Origin of the sequence: Rahnella sp. CG8, assembly GCF_023701875.1 — a bacterium.
GTDB lineage: Bacteria > Pseudomonadota > Gammaproteobacteria > Enterobacterales > Enterobacteriaceae > Rahnella > Rahnella aceris.
The window spans coordinates 1-18,882 of record NZ_JABAED010000031.1 but is presented as its reverse complement, the minus strand read 5'-3'; the positions used below and the strand labels follow the sequence as shown (position 1 = coordinate 18,882).

12 protein-coding genes are annotated in these 18,882 nt (G+C 50.7%); 7 read left to right on the top strand and 5 right to left on the bottom strand.

What is annotated here, in order from left to right:
• The first annotated feature begins 268 nt into the window (after window positions 1–268).
• From HGO41_RS21695 to HGO41_RS21680, 4 genes are all read left to right on the top strand, one after another.
• A complete protein-coding gene (locus HGO41_RS21695) occupies window positions 269–3,031 on the top strand; it encodes a WG repeat-containing protein (RefSeq protein WP_250981399.1) in 2,763 nt (920 codons plus the stop codon).
• Window positions 3,031–5,871, top strand: a complete 2,841-nt coding sequence (locus HGO41_RS21690) for a WG repeat-containing protein (protein ID WP_250981398.1) — start codon at window positions 3,031–3,033, stop codon at window positions 5,869–5,871. The genes HGO41_RS21695 and HGO41_RS21690 overlap by 1 nt, the downstream gene beginning before the upstream one ends.
• 97 nt (window positions 5,872–5,968) lie before the next feature.
• Window positions 5,969–6,361: an ASCH domain-containing protein gene (locus HGO41_RS21685; RefSeq protein WP_013576159.1), complete on the top strand. Its 393-nt coding sequence runs from the start codon at window positions 5,969–5,971 to the stop codon at window positions 6,359–6,361.
• Between the two features lie 98 nt (window positions 6,362–6,459).
• Window positions 6,460–7,110 (top strand): hypothetical protein, encoded by a 651-nt coding sequence (locus HGO41_RS21680; protein ID WP_250981397.1) that lies wholly within the window; start codon window positions 6,460–6,462, stop codon window positions 7,108–7,110.
• Window positions 7,111–7,153: 43 nt separating this feature from the next.
• Here the strand turns inward: HGO41_RS21680 and HGO41_RS21675 are convergent, their stop codons facing one another.
• From HGO41_RS21675 to yebS, 5 genes are all read right to left on the bottom strand, one after another.
• Entirely contained in the window at window positions 7,154–7,396 is a 243-nt protein-coding gene (locus HGO41_RS21675) for a YebV family protein (protein WP_013576157.1), read from the bottom strand.
• Between the two features lie 197 nt (window positions 7,397–7,593).
• On the bottom strand, window positions 7,594–9,315 hold the full coding sequence (locus tag HGO41_RS21670; RefSeq protein WP_013576156.1) for a sensor domain-containing diguanylate cyclase: 1,722 nt from the start codon (window positions 9,313–9,315) through the stop codon (window positions 7,594–7,596).
• Between the two features lie 371 nt (window positions 9,316–9,686).
• Complete coding sequence (rsmF, locus tag HGO41_RS21665) at window positions 9,687–11,204, bottom strand: 16S rRNA (cytosine(1407)-C(5))-methyltransferase RsmF (protein WP_285427267.1); 1,518 nt, start codon at window positions 11,202–11,204, stop codon at window positions 9,687–9,689.
• Window positions 11,205–11,288: 84 nt separating this feature from the next.
• Window positions 11,289–13,919, bottom strand: a complete 2,631-nt coding sequence (locus HGO41_RS21660; RefSeq protein WP_013576154.1) for a PqiB family protein — start codon at window positions 13,917–13,919, stop codon at window positions 11,289–11,291.
• The gene (gene yebS, locus HGO41_RS21655; RefSeq protein ID WP_153376250.1) at window positions 13,888–15,135 is read right to left on the bottom strand and encodes a membrane integrity lipid transport subunit YebS; all 1,248 of its coding nucleotides are present in this window, start codon (window positions 15,133–15,135) and stop codon (window positions 13,888–13,890) included. The genes HGO41_RS21660 and yebS overlap by 32 nt, the downstream gene beginning before the upstream one ends.
• A gap of 257 nt (window positions 15,136–15,392) precedes the next feature.
• On the opposite strand from yebS, the gene msrC reads away from it, so the two are divergent.
• From msrC to prc, 3 genes are all read left to right on the top strand, one after another.
• Complete coding sequence (msrC, locus tag HGO41_RS21650) at window positions 15,393–15,890, top strand: free L-methionine (R)-S-oxide reductase MsrC (protein WP_013576152.1); 498 nt, start codon at window positions 15,393–15,395, stop codon at window positions 15,888–15,890.
• A 95-nt stretch (window positions 15,891–15,985) separates the two neighbouring features.
• Window positions 15,986–16,675, top strand: a complete 690-nt coding sequence (gene proQ, locus HGO41_RS21645; RefSeq protein WP_013576151.1) for an RNA chaperone ProQ — start codon at window positions 15,986–15,988, stop codon at window positions 16,673–16,675.
• A gap of 19 nt (window positions 16,676–16,694) precedes the next feature.
• The gene (gene prc / locus HGO41_RS21640) at window positions 16,695–18,767 is read left to right on the top strand and encodes a carboxy terminal-processing peptidase (protein WP_013576150.1); all 2,073 of its coding nucleotides are present in this window, start codon (window positions 16,695–16,697) and stop codon (window positions 18,765–18,767) included.
• The last annotated feature ends 115 nt before the right edge of the window (window positions 18,768–18,882 follow it).

Below are 18,882 nucleotides of genomic sequence, written 5' to 3'. Positions count from 1 at the left end.
CAGGTTATCGGCGGGTGAGTAATGCAGGTGAGCGGTAACACACAGGGCGTCTCTTTCCGGGAATTGATAATATGTATTCATTCGTTACAGAGTAATAAAATAGCTGCTTTTTCTTTCACAAGCTGACACCCTATAGACGTATGGCATGTGCGTTCGCTTTAAATTGATTATTATCGGTTTTTTTACCGTCTCACGCGCCCATTCTGCGGGTGATGAAAAAAATGCGGGCGCTACACTTTCTAATTTTATCCAGTTATAAGGGCATCGGATGAATTGCTCCGAAAAATTCAAATATGTCAGAAACTTCAGTGCGTTATCCCTGGTTCTGAATGCTTTTTTTAGCCTGCCGGTACATGCGGATGACGCACTGTTACGGGCGTGTAGCAATGCAAAAACGGCCAAGGATTGCCAGTTGCCTTTCCAGCAAGGGCTTTCCCCTGTGCAGGTCGGGTTATCCCGCGAACCGTTGTGGGGGTACGTGGATACCACCGGGCATATGGTGATCAAGCCTGATTTCAGTGAAGCCCGGGGTTTTGTGAACGACCTGGCTGCTGCGAAAAAAGGCGATAAATTCGGCTATATCGATAAGAAAGGCCACTGGGTTATTGAACCTAAATTTACGCGGGCAACCGATTTCAATGCACAAGGCACCGCGCTGGTCGTGACCGATAACCGTCTGGTACTGATTGATCGCAAAGGTGCAGTGATAAAAACGCTGCCGTTTGCCGTTTCTCTCGACAACCAGGGATTTGTGCGCGGTCAGGCATTGGCAAGTGTGCAAACGCAAGTTTCGCCTGCCTTGTGGAATGCCTCCACAAATCGTTCCCTTTCTCTGCCTGATGATGTCATTGCACTGGATTTGCCTCAGTCCGGGCTTATTCCAGCTAAAAAGCGTGATTCTGCGCAAGACGGTTACTGGGGATATCTCGACGAAAATGGTGACTGGGCGATTGACCCGATGATCCTGAAAACCCGCGACGAGCCGCAATTTAGTGGTGATGTCGTTGCGGTGAAAACCAAAAACGTCTGGATGTTCGTTGACCGGCAGGGTGTTTCGTTAAATAAAGAGCAATATAAATCTGTACGTCCGCTGGCTTCAGGTAGCTGGCTGGTTACAGCTGCGGATAGCAGCAAACAGTTGCTCAACAGTAAGCTGGAAAAAGTGCAGGATATTCCTGCAGATCAATCTGAAAACATCCTCGCCTGGGGTAAAGCTACGCTGGGAACGGGCAGTAAAGGCATTGTGATTATCGGTGCTGATAATCAGGTTGCTTCGCTGAAAGTGAATAAGCCGCAAGTTCTGCAACAGGGCAACCGTCTTTGGGTGATGCAAACTGAGGGGAAAACGCCTCAGGTCGCGCAGATCTATGACAATAACGGCGTAGCACTTCTTAATGACGCCACGCTGACAGCGCTGAAAGACTATCAGTTAAGACCATTGGCCACGACGCCGATGATCGATGACATCAATGCTTTGGCGCAAGCAACCACAGATACGGCACAAAGCCTGCCATGGGCAGTTCTGACGCCTGTTGATGCGACAAAACCTCCGGCAATCCTCACCTCCCAGGGGAATGTGCTTTCCGATCCTCAGTGGGCATCGATTGAAGGAGAGGCTTCTCAGGCTCCGTTGATCATCCATACTGAAAACAAAAAAGTTGGCGCGATCGATGCGGCAGGGAAATGGGTTATCCAGCCAGTCTTTACGCAAATCACCCCGTTTAACGGCGACTATACCTGGGCCACTGACAACGCTGGCAATACAGACGTTAAGCACCTTATTGATCGCAGCGGTAACGCGATAGACGTTCCGGCAAATATTCAGCAAAGCGCTCAGCGTTTGTCATCCGGACTGCTGTTTTATACCGGGGGCGAAAAAGATGCCCAACGCTGGGGTTTATGGGACATCGCGAGTAAAAGCAATAAAGCTGCACCTCAGTTTATCCAGATTGATTCCTTCAATGACGGTTATGCCCTGGCGCAGACAGATACGGGCTGGGGCGTGATCAGAACCGACGGCACTTGGGCGATTGCGCCTGATGCGGGCCGTAGCGGTAAATTCCAGTATATCGGGCAGGGTGCTTTTACGCTTTCTGATAACGATCAGCCCGGTGAGCGTGGTGCGCTTGCCAGCCATTACAGCCTCTACAGCGCTGAAAACGGTCAGGCTTTAGCCACAGATTTGCTCTCAAGGCCGCAGCCTGTGGGCCGCAACCACTGGCTGGTTCAACCTTCCGAAGGTGGTGTTGCATTGCTCGACAGCGCAGGGCGTTTCCCTGTCAGCAAGGCAATTACTGCATCTTCAAGTTCTGTTGATGGCGACTGGGTTATGCTCAGTTTTTCCCCTCATTTTGGGGCGATTAACAGTCAGGGCGACTGGCAAGTCCCACCACTTTATACCGCTGAATTCAATTTCATCCCGCCTCTTAATCTGAGCCGCGCGGTCAGTGATGGCCGCGTCACATTGATTAATGATCATGGCGCGGTTCCGTTAGACGGTTTTGAACAGGCCCAGGCATTGAACTCGATGGCGCGGTTGGTCATGAATGACGATCTTACAGGCGAAACTGTGTTGTATGACAACGACGGCAATGAGATTCAGCGCTTCGCCGGACTCGACAGCCTGCAGGCGGATAAAGCCAATTCTGGCGTCATCCCTCTGCGTGATAGCAAGGGCCTGTATGGTTTTGTTGATCAGCAAGGCAAGAAACTGATCGGTTCTTACTTTGATCAGGTTGGTGCAATGAGCAATAATTTTGCTACCGCCATGAAGAAATCGACCTATGGCAATTTGCTAGGTTACATCAATACCACAGGGCGTTTCGCTATTTTGCCTAAGTTCGATTGGGCAAATGATTTCAGCGAGAAACATGCCTGGGCAGGGGGTAAAGGTGTGGTCAGTTTGCTAAACGGTGATGGCGCTGTTCAGGCGAAAATTCAGGTGCGCTGTAATCAGCGTGTCATTGTGGATGCTAAGGGGGCTTATCTCTGGCCAGCCAAGGCTCCTGCATGCGGTACCGGAGGTAATTAATGATTGTCAGCAAACCTTCAAGGCTAAGAAATGCACTCCGTTGTGCTCTGAATACCAGCAGTACACTGGCCTTATTGACGCTGACATCCGCTGCAATCGCGGCAGAGCCCGACAGTTGCTTTGCGCCGTTATCTGCGGCGCAGGCGGATGCACAAAGGCATAATGCATTGCCTGTGGTTCAGAATTTATGTATCCGTGATGTCCATGAAGGCCGTGCAGCAGTGCTTTTGCCTGCTGCAGATGCAAATGGCGAGCGTTGGGGCTTTTTAGACAATCAGGGGCAACTGGTCATTAAACCTGTTTTTGAAAAAGTCGGTGACTATCATTTTGGTGCCGCCGCTGCCATGCAACAGGGCAAGTGGGGATTCATCGATCTGACAGGAAACTGGATGATTCCGCCGGCCTTTGATCGCGTCCAGCCCTTTACCGAATCCGGGTTGGCCGTGGTGACGGCGGGAGGTAAACCACAAATTATTGACCACAAAGGTGCCCAGGTCGGTAAAGCGCTGGATGAATTAGTGGATGACGCCACTCTGAGTGACGGCATTCCGGCCCGCCTGAGTCTGACGTTTAACAGCGTTCTGCTTTCCCCTGATGGTGTCCGTCATGTGGCTACCGACAAAATGGAAGTGGTTGAACCGTTTGGCCCGAAAGATCTCTTTATCGCTTTTGATGCCAGCAAAGGTTACGGCATCATTGATGGCAATCTTACCTGGCGCGTTCTGCCGCAATACAGCGCAATCACCCTTGATCCGCAAAACTCTTCTGTTGCCCTGGCGAAAAATGCGGAAGGAATTACCTTAATTCGCACCGACGGTGTGCCGGACGAACAGAAGTACTTGTCGGTCAGTGAAGAAACTGGCGCTTTCTGGCTGGCAAAAACCCCTGAAGGGATCAAATTACTTGATAATTCCGCAGTGGTTATCGCCACCTTTAGCGAAGCCGAGGCCTCTTCGCTTCGTGTCTCCGGTGATTACGTGTTGAATCCCGTCACCAAAGACGCTCTTACATTGTATGTACCGGGACGTAAACAACCTCTTTTGTTGCCTGCGGGCAGTGAGCCCTGGGAGCACAGTACGGGTGAATATCTGATCACTACCAAAGGTGACCCGAAAAAGGTTAACGCGATTGTTGCACCTTCTGGCGGCATCATCGGAGGCTCACAGAATGTGGGCTGGCTGGCGCAAATTACCAGCGCAGAAGTGATCAACCACCGTTTATGGCTGCGCAACGACCAGGGTGATGTCGTCAATATTGTTGATGCATCAGGAAAGGCGTTACTGAATCAGAAGAATAGCAGCGCCCTTGATGGCAGCCGGATTGAACCTCTCTATGTCAGAAATGATGTTACTTCTGCACAATCGCCACTCGCACTGATTCGTCCTGAATCCGGAAGCGGTAAAAACGGTGCCGGTTTCCTGCGCCCGGATGGTTCACTTCAGCTCGACAGCAAATGGCAGGATATTCAATCTGCTGACGCAGACGGTAATATCGAACAGTTTATTGTCAGAACGGCTGAGGGAACCGGTGTTGTCGATGCTCAGGGGAAAATTGTTATCCCGCTGACCGAAGACAATATTTCGCCCTTTGTTCATGGCTACGCGCTTGATTATCTGGACGGCAAGCTGACCGCACTGGATCACGCGGGTAAGCATTATGATTTGCCCAACGTATTCGAGATTGAGTCTGTGGGTAACGGCTGGTTCCGTTTTCGCGAAACCGCTGCCGAAGGCGCGCTGTGGGGCATCTTTGATGTCAACACACAGAAAACGGTTGTTCAGCCCTCTTATCAGGATGTGGGTGACTACGCCGATGGTCTGGCGGCGTTCAGAGCGCCGGGAGGCTTATGGGGCATTGTGGACGGTCAGGGTAAAATCATTGTTGAAGCGAAGTATGCTAAAGCAAAACGTATTAATTCTGCGCTCTGGCTGCTGACGCAACCGGCCGCTCCTGACCAAGCCGAATCCAGTGTGATTGCTGAAATCATTGGCAATGATGCGAAAGCGAGAGTCGCAGCAACGGCGGGGTTATCAGTCACTCAGTTCAGTGATGGACGCATTCTTGCCACCTCTGTCGCAGGGCAGTCCTGGCTTTTGGATCCCCAAGGCAACATTGAACTGCACGAACAGCAAACCCGTATTAGCGCGCTGGGCGATTGGGTAAAATTATCCCGTAAGCCGCAGGAAGGTTATCTTTCTGCGCAAGGAGAATGGCAAATTCAGCCCGTAGCGGAAGCCCAAAGTTCTGCTTTTGTGCAGGGCCGTGCTTTGCGTTCGACGCCGGCAGGGTATGAGCTGATCGATGATGAAGGTGTGCGGGTTGCGGCTATGCCTGAGGGCAGGTGGACAATGCCGTCAGCCAGCACGTGGTCTGTCTCTAACGACCCGCAGGATGGTACGCCAGCGACCCGTTATGTCGACAACACCGGTAAATTAGTACTGACGGTACAGGGGAATGCCAGCCTGATGGTGAATGATCATGCTGTACTGACACGCGCAGACGGCATGAAAACCTGGATAAACGGCCAGGGGAAACAAGCTGAGGGCATTGCTTATGCCGACTTAGGTTTGCCTGTGGATGGCCTGGCATTCGCCAAAACGAACAATAATTACGGGTTTGTCGATGTACAGGGTAACTTTGCCATTGCACCGCTATTCAGTGCCGTCTCACCGTTTGACAGCGGCGTTGCCGTCGTTTCAACGCCTGCGATGTCAATGATGATTGATAAAACGGGTAAACCGCTTGCAAGGATCGATAAGGAATGCGGCATTGCCGTTTTATACGGCGCTGGCAGCGCAAGACAGTGGCCGGTAGCGATGCCGGATAACTGCAAACCGTAGAACGCATTTCTGGCTTTTAAAACCCGCTACGGCGGGTTTTTTTGTGCTAATGTTTAACTGTCATAGTAGTGAACTATCTCAATTGAAAGGATAAATTATGATTCCGCAGATCCCACTTAAATACAGGGATGCAGAGCGCTGGTCGTTTGGTGATACCGAGTCGTCAGCAGACGAACTGGCTAAACGTGTTATTGCAGGCACAAAAACCGCCACCTGTTCAAACCTGGATGATGACCCGGAACCAGAACCTGGCGAAATCTTTGTGGTGGTCGATGGTCGCAATAATCCGGTGTGTGCCGTACAACTGACCGAAGTGAAACAAGTTCCTTTTGATCAGGTGACAGAGCAACATGCCTGGGAAGAAGGTGAAGGTGACCGCACGCTGGCTTACTGGCGCGCTGAGCATCAGCGTTTCTTCGAAGAGTACGAGATGTTTGAACCCACTATGCCATTGTTACTGATGAAGTTCCGGATGATAGAAAAGTTCTAAATATCTGAGGGGCCTGATAAGGAAAATCAGGCCTTAAATCTCGCCAGCCAGCGATATGATCAACCTGATGTTGTCGATCTGCCGTTCAGGAATATGTCATGTCAGTGAATTCAGTAAATCAACGCGCTTTTACAACCCTTTCAGGAATACCTTATTTCAGCCAGTGGGAAGACCCTGACTGTGCTGCCGGAATTATTGCCGGTGAACTCGAACTGACTGATATCAAACTATGGGCCCAGTCTGGCGCATCAACCCAGCAGGAATTTATTGAGTGGGCAAACCATGTTTGTGGGATGTGTTGCCTGAAAATGGTGCTGGCGGCGGTTTCCGGAAAAGTGGTGCCTGTTCTTAATCTGACTCAGCGCAGTCTGCCATATGGCGCGTATGTTCGTGATGGCGACAACATTAAGGGGTTGATTTATGCACCTTTTGTTGAGTATGTTCGCCAGGAGTTGGGGATGACCGCAGTAGTTAAAGTGGGAATTGCTGCAGAGGATATTGCTGCGCAAATGGTAGATCACCGGTTCTTCATTGCCTCGGTGCATCCGTCGGTTCGTATTCCGGAGACTGTTCCGCCGCGTAAAGGCGGGCATCTGGTGCTGGTGACGCGTGCCGACAGGGAGTTTGTGACCTTTCATAATCCTTCCGGTCATGATATTTCCACACAACAGGATGTCACGTTACCGGTGAAAGTCTTCGCCCGCTTTTTTGCCGGACGGGGTATTTCGTTGGTTGAAAACGCTGAGTGAACGCAAGCGGCATGGCGAACATCATCCCGTTCGCCATGCTGTATCACTCCAGTCGCATTATCCACTCATCTTTCTGTTCGTCATACTTCTCCTTGTACAACACAGAGTGACGACCATCGACCACTGCCGGGACACTGGTGTGATCATCCCAGGCATCAAGTTGCATACACAAATCAGGATCTGATTTGCACGGGATGTGCACTTTATCGCCGCCTTTTGCTTCAGGCGTTGAGAGATGCGCATCGTCAATTTCGTAGCTACCAATTCTTATGCTCGATTTTCCCATCAGGTACCCCTTGCCAGAGTGACGCGAGTAATTTCAACAACATCAGGTATGACCAGTTGGTCGCCCTTATATGAGGATAGACGACAGCACAAAAAGTGCCACCTGAATTTTACTGCTGCATAAAACAGGTAAAAAAAAGATGAGGGGAAGGTGAACCAGCCGCGCGGCAGATAGCGCACGACTGACTGTACAGAGGATTAAAGTTTATTGAATCTTACCGAGACGGGCATGGCATTAATCTGATTGCGACCGTTGTTTTTTGAGAGGTACAACGCTTCATCAGCGGCACTCACAATATCCGACTGATCCTCAATGTCCGGATCCTGATCTGGCATATAGGTCGCAATCCCCTGGCTAATGGTGACGCGATTAAATTCACTGAAGCTGTGTTTGATGCCCAGCACTTCAATGGATTCCATAATATGCTGCGCCACAATCCACGCCCCTTTCAAATCCGTATCCGGCAGAATCGCAGCAAATTCTTCGCCGCCAAAACGTGTCACGACATCGGTGCTGCGTTTGAGTGATTTTCGTAATGTACGGGCGACCAGACGCAGACAGGCGTCACCGGAAAGATGGCCGTAGTGATCGTTAAAATGTTTGAAGTAATCGATGTCGATCATCACCACGGTCAGTGGCGTGCGGTTACGCTTGGCACGCATATATTCATGGCTGAGCACTTTTTTAAATTCACGGCGGTTCGGCAATTTGGTCAGCGAGTCCGTGCGCGCCTGAATTTCCAGACGGCGGTTAGCTTTGACCAGTTTCAGTTCCAGCAACTTACGTTCATGCACATCTTCGGCGGTGCCATACCAGCGCTGAATGGAGCCGTCAGCGGCATAGCTCGCTGCGGCACGAATACGCATCCAGTTCCAGCCGCGGTCTACGTGGCAGAAACGAACTTCAATATCCAGGGGGGCGCCGGTCTTCAGGCAATGTTCCCAGGTTTGTACGGCAGCACGACGGTCTTCCACATGCATACTCTGGATCCACTTATCTGCCAGAATATCCTGTCGCGTCATGCCGGTAATCCGCTGGAAGCGCGAGCTGACGTCGTTGAGCAGACCGCGCGGATCGGCTGTCCACGGGATTTGCGGGTTCAGCTCAACCATATTGCGGTAATGCTCCTGGCTTTCACGCAGTGCTCTTTCCATACGTTTGAGGCTGGTAATGTCGGTCATCGCGACGGAAAGGCCATTAAGCTGATTCTGCGTATCACAGGCGGCTTTGATACGTACAAAGAAAACCTGATTCTTACCGGGAACGGAAAATTCGCGGTCCGGCGTGGTTTCATTCCGCTTCGCAAGTTCAAGTGCATTATTGAGCAACGGAGAAAGACCGGGCAGAAACACGCCGACTTTACGACCAATCGCTTCGTAAGGTTGTAAACCGATAATATTCGCCATGGCATCGTTTACGGTGACGTAGCGCATTTGCAGGTCGATAAAACACAGGCCGACCGGCGCATTGGAATAAATGGTTTCAAGCTGGAAGAGGCGCTGACCCGGAGCCTGATCAAGGCTGGTCAGGTTACGATCGATCCCCCGATAACCCCGGAAATTACCTTCGTTGTCAAACAGCGGAACACCGCTGGTTTCAAGAATGACTTCCGTCCCGTCAGGGCGAATATTACGGTTCAGCAAACCGCCGAATGGCGCGCGTCGTTCGACGATAGCAGCAAACTGCTCGCCAACCCGTTTGGCTTCATCAGGTGGCATGAAGTCAAAAGGCGTTTTGCCTAATACTTTTTCAGGTGGAACACCGAGAAACTCGATGCATTTATTGGAAGAGAAAACATAACGCCCCTGCGTATCGACTTCCCAGATCCAGTCAGAATTGTTATCGATGATATCCCGCAGGCTGGCCATTTGCTGTAATAGCAGCCCATCTGCTGATTCGAGTTTCATTTCATCCGACATGACACTTCTCCGACTGGCAGGTCTTTACTCAACATCAGGCATTAAGATTTATATCTGAAAATGATATATCACTAGCAATGTTATCTTGATGGCAATAATACATGTCACGGTAGGATTATTCCTACTTATAATTCAATAAATCTTTCTTGATAATATAAATAATTATCTACTATATTCGGCATAAAATGTTGCCTAAGTAAGGGTTCCATACACTTTGTCACCCCTATTTCACCTAAACACGACGTTGTACAGAATTCGCCAAAATGCTTGTCAGGATGAGTTTTTAATCGTTAAAGATAATGATTAGGTAGAATATTCTGCGCCATCACGATGATCTTATGGCACAGAAGTTTGCAAAAAGTTTAAATTAATTAATCGTTCGATAAGGTCTGCGGACGAACCGCGCCATCCCTGACCAGCTCACGCGGCAAACTATTTTTAATCCGGCTTCCGATTCGTTTCGCTAATCCCAACGGCTGGCCGAGCCATGTCACCAGACATTCATCTGCCGGTGGGGCAGTTTGCGGATAAATATCGACGCCCCGGAACCAGCTTTGCGCCAGTTCGTCGTCAATTTCAAAACGGTTTTTAGTTTCAGTATCGCTGAATGCCACCACGGCTTCGTGTTGCCAGCGGAAGCCTTTCGGAAAGCGTTCAGCCAGCCTGATACCAATACGCGAAAAGCGTACTTTCCCAAACAGCGGTTCCAGAACTGCCGGGAATATCCAGATCTCTTTGTCGCGTTGCCACAACGTATATTGTTTTTCGTGCCATAACAGTCCGGACTGACCGGCAGCTTTGATAATTTCTGCGCTGTCCTGACGGGAAAGCGGAGAGAAAGGGAAACGACCGACTTTGTATCCCGGAACAGGCAAGCGCGGTACGGAGTCCGTTTTGCGAAAACGCGCGACGAAGAAACCTTCACTGTCATAAACCTGAGGGAATACGTGCAGATAGCCTTCCTGCGTCACCGCTTTCCGCGCACCCGGGAATAAGTCTGCCAGCGATTCACTTTCCACCGCATCAGCATAAGTCTCGAGCAGCCACTGGCAGACCTGCTGGTTTTCCTGCGCATTAAGGGTGCAGGTTGAATAAACCAGTACACCGCCTGGTTTCAGCGCATGAAAAGCGCTGTCGATCAGTTCACGCTGCGTGGCGGCAATTTCTGACACGCTGTTTTCAGACCAGTTGCTCATGGCATCAGGATCTTTACGGATAACGCCTTCGCCCGAGCAGGGGGCATCCAGCAGAACAGCATCGAAAGTTTCCGGCAATGCGGCGCCAAATACGCGCCCGTCAAAGTGGGTGAGCGCTGTATTGCTGACACCGCAGCGGCTGATATTGGCGTGCAGAACTTTTACCCGGCTTGCGGAATATTCATTGGCAACGATGCCGCCCTGATTTTCCATCAGCGCCGCAATCTGCGTGGTTTTTGAACCCGGTGCGGCGGCGACATCCATCACCAGCGTCGGCTGAGTGCCATCAGCAAATAACGCAGTGACCGGCAGCATTGAGCTGGCTTCCTGAATATAAAACAACCCCGCAAGATGAGACAACGCATTGCCTAAACGCGATTCATCCAGGGCATGGCGGTTGATCCAGAAACCTTCGGTGCACCACGGCACAGGCTCTAAATCCCACTGATAACTGCCGGCCAGTGTAAGGAAATCTTCCACGCTGATTTTGAGGGTGTTGACCCGCAGGCTGGGGCGAAGAGGGCGCTGACAGGCAGCGATAAAATCCTCCATGCTCAGGCTGGCAGGCATGATTGCACGAGTGGCTTCCAGAAAAGCGGCGGGTAATTTATCAGCAAAACTGCTGGCAGTGGTGAGCTTTGACAAGAGTGCGGTTCCAGAACTGAATAAGTTTTCAGCCGCGGAGTTTAGCATATTTACCTGCGCAGGGAGGGGCTTCAGTCGTAACCAGGAAACGAAAAGGCCACCCGAAGGTGGCCTTGATGAAAATCATATTGGTTAATTTTTGGGGATTGCCGTTCCCCATTTCTGCCAGTCTTTTGGCGCTTCCGGATTGAGCAGGAAATGGTTGCCATTGCTGGCTTTCGGCGCCAGCGGCGTTGTCGGTGGGGTCGCAAAAGCGATACCGCCACGGATAAACTGCTGGAATGTGCCGCTTTTGAACACGCCGCCGGTCAGACCGAATTGAAGGTCATAACCGGATGCCAGCCAGAACACCGAGTTTTCGCGCACCAGATACTGGTATTTCTTACTGATCCTCAACGTCACGTTTACCCGGTCGGCCATCGCGCCAAGGTAGAAGCCCGAGACCGTACCTACTTCAATGCCACGGAACAACACTGGCGTGCCGATTTGCAATGAACCGACTTCTGCTGCGTCAACAACAATGCCAAGACCGTCGGTGTAGCGGGAATCGGTAATGGTAGATTCCTGCAGGTCGAAATTACGCGCCGGAACGCCTTTGCCTGCTTCAACGTTGATATAAGGCTGGAGCAGGGTTTCCAGATTACTGACACCACCGGCTGAAATTTCCGGAGAAACAATCGAGAAGCGCGAACCGCGACGGGCGAAGTCGTTCACAAATTCCGGATATAACACGGCTTTGGCCGAAACCTGATTGAGCTGCGGATCGAGCTTCAGTGATTCGACCTGACCAATTGTGATGCCCAGATAGCGTATTGGCATGCCAGCAGAAAGCTTACTGGCATCATAAGTGTTCAGCGTTATCTGGCTGCCGACAGCGCGGGCCGCGGTTTCTGAATCATACAGAACCCGTTTCACGCCTTTACTGGTGGAGACACCTTCAAGATTATCAAAGCTGATGGCGCCTTTCAGCGCACGATCCAGCGGCGAGGCCTGAACGGTCAGACCGCTGCCATTGAGCTGCACTTTGGCACCACCTTCAGCCCAGAAAATGCTTTTCTCAGACAGAAGATTGCGGTATTGCGGCTGAATATATACATCCACTTCAAACTCGTTCGCTTTCGGGCGAACATTCACAATCTGCCCGACCTGGAATTTACGGTAAAGCACCACTGATCCTGCCTGAATATCTGGCAGGGTTTTCGCCGTCAATGTCAGTGTGGCACCTGGCTGATCTCCCTGAATACCTTCAGCGGCTTTTTCCGCGTTGCTGTAAAGCGGGTATTTCTGAACGGGTTCACCTTTACTGCCAGGAATGAGGCGGATACCCCCATCGACCCATTCCTGTGCGCTGGCACCCAACACTTCCATGCCATCAATACCCAGCTTCACATCCACGCGGCTGTTGACCACAAACTTGCTGTCTTTGTGCAGCAGATTTTTATATTCCGGCTTGATCGCGGCATTAAACAGGATGCCTTCATCAGTCAGCGTGCGGTCAATCACCGAGCCGACGTTGATACCGTAAAGCTTGATCGGCTGCCCCGCATCAATTCCATAGCTTTGCGGCGCAATCAGCTGAATCTTGACGGTACCGGGGTTCTGAAGCAGGCGCTGGTTACTGTCAAGCACCACGAAATGCTTTTGCGCTTCCCCATCGCCCGGGATCAGTTCCAGCGTATTACCCGTCAGTAACTGACTGATGTTAGCGTTGTTCAAACTAATTTTCGGGCTGTTCATTTCGATACGCGTCCCGGTACGCATCATGTCGATTACCGAAGGGTCGACAGTGAGTTTACCGGTAACTTTATTGTCGGGTTGCAAAGTGACTTTGGTCAGGGTACCGACCTGCAACCCCTGATACATCAGCGGTGTCTGTCCTTCTGACAAGCCGTTGCCGTTCGGCAAATCGAGATTGATTTCAACCCCACGCTGGCTCTGCGCCAGATCCGGATACAGCACGTAAGACTGGTCTGCTTTGGCCGGATTACCATCATTTGGCGAATCCATTGAAATGGCTCCGTTAACCAGCGCGGCCAGACTTTCCATTTGCACTTTCGCGCCACTCAGGCTGAAGTCGCCTTTAAAACCGGATACGTTCCAGAAGCGCGTGTTGTCTTTCACCAGACCGGCAAAACGCTTGTCGATCAGCAAATCAATCGTGACGCCGTCATTACCACTTTCAATGTCGTAATCGTAAACTTTCCCGATAGGGATTTTGCGGTAATACACCAGGGAGCCGGTGCTCAGTGAGCCCAGATCTTTTGAATGCAGGTGAATCATCAGCTCACCGGTATTCAGGCGGAATTTAGGCTGGGTATCGAGCGCGACGAAATGATCTTTCTCTTTGCCGGGTCCGGGCATCATACCGATATAGTTACCGCCCACCAGCGCATCAAGGCCGGAAACCCCGGCCAGTGAGGCTTTTGGCGTCACCAGCCAGAACTGTGTGCCTTCGCGCAGGGCGTCAGACAAATCGCTTTTGATACTGACTTTTACCTGAATGGTACGCAGATCTTTGGTCAGACTGATGGACTCTACTGTCCCAACCTCAACCCCCTGATAACGCACAGGAGTACGGCCCGCAACGATACCCGCTGCTGACTGGAAATCGATCGTGACAGTATTTCCACGCTCCTGATAGTTGCTGTAAATCAGCCATCCGGCGATCAGTAAAGCAATAAACGGCAGAAGCCAGAAAGGCGAAATCCGGCGCCTGTGTTTTATCCGTGCTTCAGTCGGTGTATTCGGCGTTTCCTGTTGCATGTGCATCCCAAATCAAGCGGCTATCAAGCCATTCAACGGCAAGAATGGTCAGAATTACGGCAGAGCCAAAGTAAAAGGCGGCCGGACCCATAGTAAAAGACAAAAGCTGGTCACGGTTTACCAGCGACATCATTAATGAAATAACAAACAAATCCAGCATCGACCAGCGTCCTATCCAGGTGACCAGTCGCAGTAAACGGATGCGCGTTTTCAGTCCCTGAATCGCTTTAAAATGGATGCTGAGTAACAGTGTCAGCATCACAATCACTTTAGTAAAAGGCACCAGTACGCTGGCAATAAACACAATTGCGGCAATCGGGATATTCCCTGAAGTGGCAAGCGAAACGACACCGGAGAAAATAGTGTCCTTCAGTTGCTGCCCGTTGGCGTAAATGATGGAAATCGGCAGCAAATTGGCCGGGATTAAAAACATCATGGCCGCAATCAACGCCGCCCAGGTTTTTTGCAGACTGTGTTTGTAGCGTTGTTGCATGGGAACATGACAGCGTGGACAGCGCCCGCGTTCATCCGGTAATCCGGTAAATTTACAGGCGATGCACAAACGCAGTGAAGACGGTACGCCCTTTGGCCTGCGCTGCGGATAAAACTCCTCCCACAGCTGCTCAATATTAAGATTAATCATCGTCATTGTGACCATCACAGTCATCATCAGATACGCGGCCAGTGCAACTCCGGCATTGATATCCGCATATTCTTTGACCTTGATGCTGGCGACCGCCATGCCAATCAAATAAATATCCAACATCACCCAGTCTTTCAGGCGGTCAAGCATCAGCAATACAGGTTTGAGATTCATCCCCAGCTTGCTGCCAAAATGCAGATAAAGAATTGAAACAGCGAGTGTCAGCGGCGCACCGATGGTGCAAAACGCGACCATACTTGCCGTGACCGGATCGCCCTGACGCGACATCTGCCAGATGCCTTCAAGCAGGCTGGCGTCGATACGCGTGCCAAGCAGACGGATGCTGATCAGTGGTTCGGTATAAGCGAAAGGCATCAGCAGCAAAATGCTGATGGCCATAGTGATCAGCCGGGGAAGGGAGCAAACTTTGCCTTTTTCCACTTTGGCGTTACAGCGCGGGCAATGTGCAGTTTGCGTCCGTTTCAGCGCCGGAAGCGAGAAAAGGTAATCGCATTCATGGCACCGCTGGTAGCGAACATGCGGTAACTGGACTGATATTGTGTTTATTTTCATAGTACCTGGAATAGTAAAGAATACCTGTTGTTACAATTACGCATCCCCGTTGGGGGGCAGACGAGGCCATCAGGCCAAGATCAGCCAGGTTTTTTTGACAAAATAACGTATTATGCGGTCGGCAAACAGTTATTGTAGGCGAGTCTTTTTGATGTCACACAGGATTAACCTTGTTCACATGGGCATTTAATGCTTATTTTATAGGGGTTAAGCACAACAGAACGGCTCAGTGCCCTTAGGTCATTATTGGTTACTACATGAATAAAGAAGCATTCTACACGGAATTAAAACGTGATTTGAACGCGTTGATCGCCGGAGAAAACAATTTTATTGCTACTCTGTCGAACGCAAGTGCCTTACTTTTTGAACGTCTTGATGGCGTCAACTGGGTAGGTTTTTATCTGCTGGACGGCACAACACTCGTGCTGGGGCCATTCCAGGGTAAAATTGCCTGCGTGCGTATTCCGGTAGGAAAAGGCGTCTGCGGTACCGCAGTAGCGGAAAATGCTGTACAGCGTGTGGGCGATGTTCATGCCTTCCCCGGGCATATCGCCTGTGATGCAGCAAGTAATGCCGAAATTGTTCTGCCAGTGGCCGTTAATGGCACAGTGATCGGCGTATTAGACATTGATAGCACCGTTTATCAACGCTTCGATGAAGCGGATGAACTGGGGCTGACAGAGTTAGTCAGCGGGCTTTGCCAGCATCTCGAAAGCTGCGATGCTGAAAAATATGTCAATCTGATCGTAAGTTGATCGTCGGATAACGTGGCATTTAATAATGGCGTCATTATAATGACGCCTGTTCATGCCTGCGCCGGTTGGCAAACCCGTTGTAATCAGGAAATTTCATGGAAAATCAACCTAAGTTGAACAGTAGTAAAGAAGTCATCGCCTTTTTGGCTGAGCGGTTCCCGCTCTGTTTTACCGCCGAAGGCGAAGCACGCCCATTAAAGATCGGTATCTTTGCGGATTTGGTCGCGCGCGTGCAAGGTGAAGAGAATCTGAGCAAAACTCAGTTACGCTCTGCTCTGCGCCTGTATACCTCAAGCTGGCGTTATCTGTACGGCGTTAAAGTCGGTGCAGAACGTGTTGATCTTGATGGTAATTCATGTGGCGTTCTTGAAGAACAGCACGTAGAACATGCCCGTAAACAGTTGGAAGAAGCGAAAGCCCGTGTTCAGGCACAACGTGCGGAACAACAGGCTAAACGTCGTGAAGCCGGTGAAACCGCTGAGCCACGTCGTCCACGTCCGGCCGCTAAAAAACCTGCGCCGCGTCGTGAAAATGCGCCCGCAGCTGTGGCTGGCCAGGAAAATCGCAAACCCCGTACACCTCGCCCACCGCGTGAGGAAAAACGTGAACCGCGTCATGTGCCAGTAACAGACATTTCAAAACTGCAAATTGGCCAGGAAATCAAAGTCAGAGCAGGTCAGAGTGCGATGGATGCAACCGTATTGGAAATTGCCAAAGACGGTGTTCGCGTTCAACTCTCTTCGGGTCTGGCGATGATTGTACGCGCAGAACATTTGCAGTTCTGATACGGAGGCCAACTCAGGCATGAACAAATTTGTCAGATTAAGCGTTATTGCGGGTCTGTTAATGGCAGGAGCCGGGCTGGTGAACACCAGCTTTGCTGCGAACGAGAGTACACCGGTGACTCTCGCTCAACTTCCTAATTTAACGCAGGATCCGCAGGATGCAACGGTGAGCGAGCGTGTGACTGCTCGTTTTACCCGTTCACATTATCGTCAGTTCGACCTTAATGCAGATTTCTCAGCGAAAATCTTCGACCGTTACCTCAACATGCTCGATTATGGCCATAACGTATTAATGGCTTCCGATGTCGCACAATTTACTGATAAACGTGCCACCTTGGGTGAGGAACTGAAATCCGGTCAGTTAACTACCCCCTATGCCTTATTCAATCTGGCTCAGAAACGCCGCTTTGAACGTTATGACTATGCGTTAAAAGTGCTTGAGCGCCCGATGGATTTTACGGGCAACGACACCATTGAACTTGATCGCAGTAAATCACCGTGGCCGAAAGACCGCGCTGAGCTGGACAAATTGTGGGATGCGAAAGTCAAATATGACGAGCTGAACCTCAAACTGACCGGCAAGAACGATCAGGAAATTCGCGATGTATTGTCTAAGCGTTATCATTTTGCGATGAAGCGTCTGACGCAAAGCAACAGCGAAGATGTCTTCCAACTGGTCATGAATGCCTTCGCGCACGAAATTGATCCGCACACCAACTATTTATCGCCTCGCAGCACTGAACAATTTAATACTGAAATGAGCCTGTCTCTGGAAGGTATTGGTGCGGTCTTGCAAGGTGACGACGATTATACAGTCATCAATTCGATGGTTGCTGGCGGCCCGGCGGCCAAAAGTAAAGCCATTGCAGTGGGTGACCGTATTGTGGGTGTCGGTCAGGTTCAGGCAGGAAAACAGACTCCGATCGTTGATGTGATCGGATGGCGTCTCGACGATGTGGTTGCGTTAATCAAAGGGCCAAAAGGCAGCAAAGTCCGTTTGCAGATCTTGCCAGCGGGTAAAAATGCCAAGAACCATGTGATTACGCTGACCCGCGAGAAGATTCGTCTCGAAGATCGCGCCGTCAAAATGACCATCAAAAATGTTGGCGCTCAAAAAGTCGCTGTGATGGACATTCCTGGCTTCTATGTTGGCCTGACAGATGACGTCAAAGTGCAGTTGCAGAAAATGGCTAAGCAGAACGTTAACAGCCTGGTTATCGATCTGCGCACCAACGGAGGGGGGGCGCTGACGGAAGCGGTTTCGCTGTCCGGTCTGTTTATCCCAAGTGGTCCGGTGGTTCAGGTACGCGATAATAATGGTCGCATCCGTCAGGACAGTGATACTGATGGCGTCGTTTACTACAAAGGCCCGCTGGTGGTTCTGGTTGACCGCTTCAGTGCTTCGGCATCAGAAATCTTCGCCGCCGCTATGCAGGATTATGGCCGTGCGTTGATTGTCGGTGAGCCGACCTTCGGTAAAGGTACGGTTCAGCAGTATCGTTCACTGAACCGTATTTACGACCAGATGCTGCGCCCTGAATGGCCTGCGCTCGGTTCTGTGCAATACACTATCCAGAAGTTCTATCGCATCAATGGCGGCAGTACTCAGCGTAAAGGGGTTACCCCGGATATCCTGATGCCAACCGGTATTGAATCGATTGAAACCGGCGAGAAGTTCGAAGATAACGCACTTCCGTGGGATAGTATTAATGCGGCAACCTACACCAAATTAGGCGACATGAAACCGTTCCTGCCTGAATTGCTGAAAATGCATGAAGCCCGTATTGCGCAAAATCCTGAGTTCCAGTACATCCAGCAAGATATCGCGCGTTACAAGGCGCTGAAAGACAAACGTAACATTGCCTCTCTGAATTACGCCCAGCGTGATAAAGAAGATAAAGAGGATGATGCACTGCGTCTTAATCGCCTGAATGAACGCTTCAAGCGTGAAGGCAAGAAGCCGCTGAAATCTCTCGACGATCTGCCGAAAGATTATGTTGCTCCGGATCCTTACCTTGATGAAGCCGACCATATTGCTGTCGATCTCGGTAAGCTGGAAAAGTCTCAGGTTGATCAGGCCCCGGCAAAATAATTCTTGTGACAGACTGACTAAAAGCGCACTCCGGTGCGCTTAATAAGATGGTCACCCCCACCCTGTGAGCGGTACGCTGACAGGGTGTTTTTCTTTCTGAAGGGGATCATCATGC

Bases quoted from the DNA above. Each gene is read 5' to 3' on its own strand.
- rsmF (WP_285427267.1), bottom strand. From the start codon at position 11,204: ATGCTAAACTCCGCGGCTGAAAACTTATTCAGTTCTGGAACCGCACTC.
- prc (WP_013576150.1), top strand. From the start codon at position 16,695: ATGAACAAATTTGTCAGATTAAGCGTTATTGCGGGTCTGTTAATGGCA.
- yebS (WP_153376250.1), bottom strand. From the start codon at position 15,135: ATGAAAATAAACACAATATCAGTCCAGTTACCGCATGTTCGCTACCAG.
- proQ (WP_013576151.1), top strand. From the start codon at position 15,986: ATGGAAAATCAACCTAAGTTGAACAGTAGTAAAGAAGTCATCGCCTTT.
- HGO41_RS21675 (WP_013576157.1), bottom strand. From the start codon at position 7,396: ATGGGAAAATCGAGCATAAGAATTGGTAGCTACGAAATTGACGATGCG.
- HGO41_RS21680 (WP_250981397.1), top strand. From the start codon at position 6,460: ATGTCAGTGAATTCAGTAAATCAACGCGCTTTTACAACCCTTTCAGGA.
- HGO41_RS21690 (WP_250981398.1), top strand. From the start codon at position 3,031: ATGATTGTCAGCAAACCTTCAAGGCTAAGAAATGCACTCCGTTGTGCT.
- HGO41_RS21695 (WP_250981399.1), top strand. From the start codon at position 269: ATGAATTGCTCCGAAAAATTCAAATATGTCAGAAACTTCAGTGCGTTA.
- HGO41_RS21670 (WP_013576156.1), bottom strand. From the start codon at position 9,315: ATGTCGGATGAAATGAAACTCGAATCAGCAGATGGGCTGCTATTACAG.
- msrC (WP_013576152.1), top strand. From the start codon at position 15,393: ATGAATAAAGAAGCATTCTACACGGAATTAAAACGTGATTTGAACGCG.
- HGO41_RS21660 (WP_013576154.1), bottom strand. From the start codon at position 13,919: ATGCAACAGGAAACGCCGAATACACCGACTGAAGCACGGATAAAACAC.
- HGO41_RS21685 (WP_013576159.1), top strand. From the start codon at position 5,969: ATGATTCCGCAGATCCCACTTAAATACAGGGATGCAGAGCGCTGGTCG.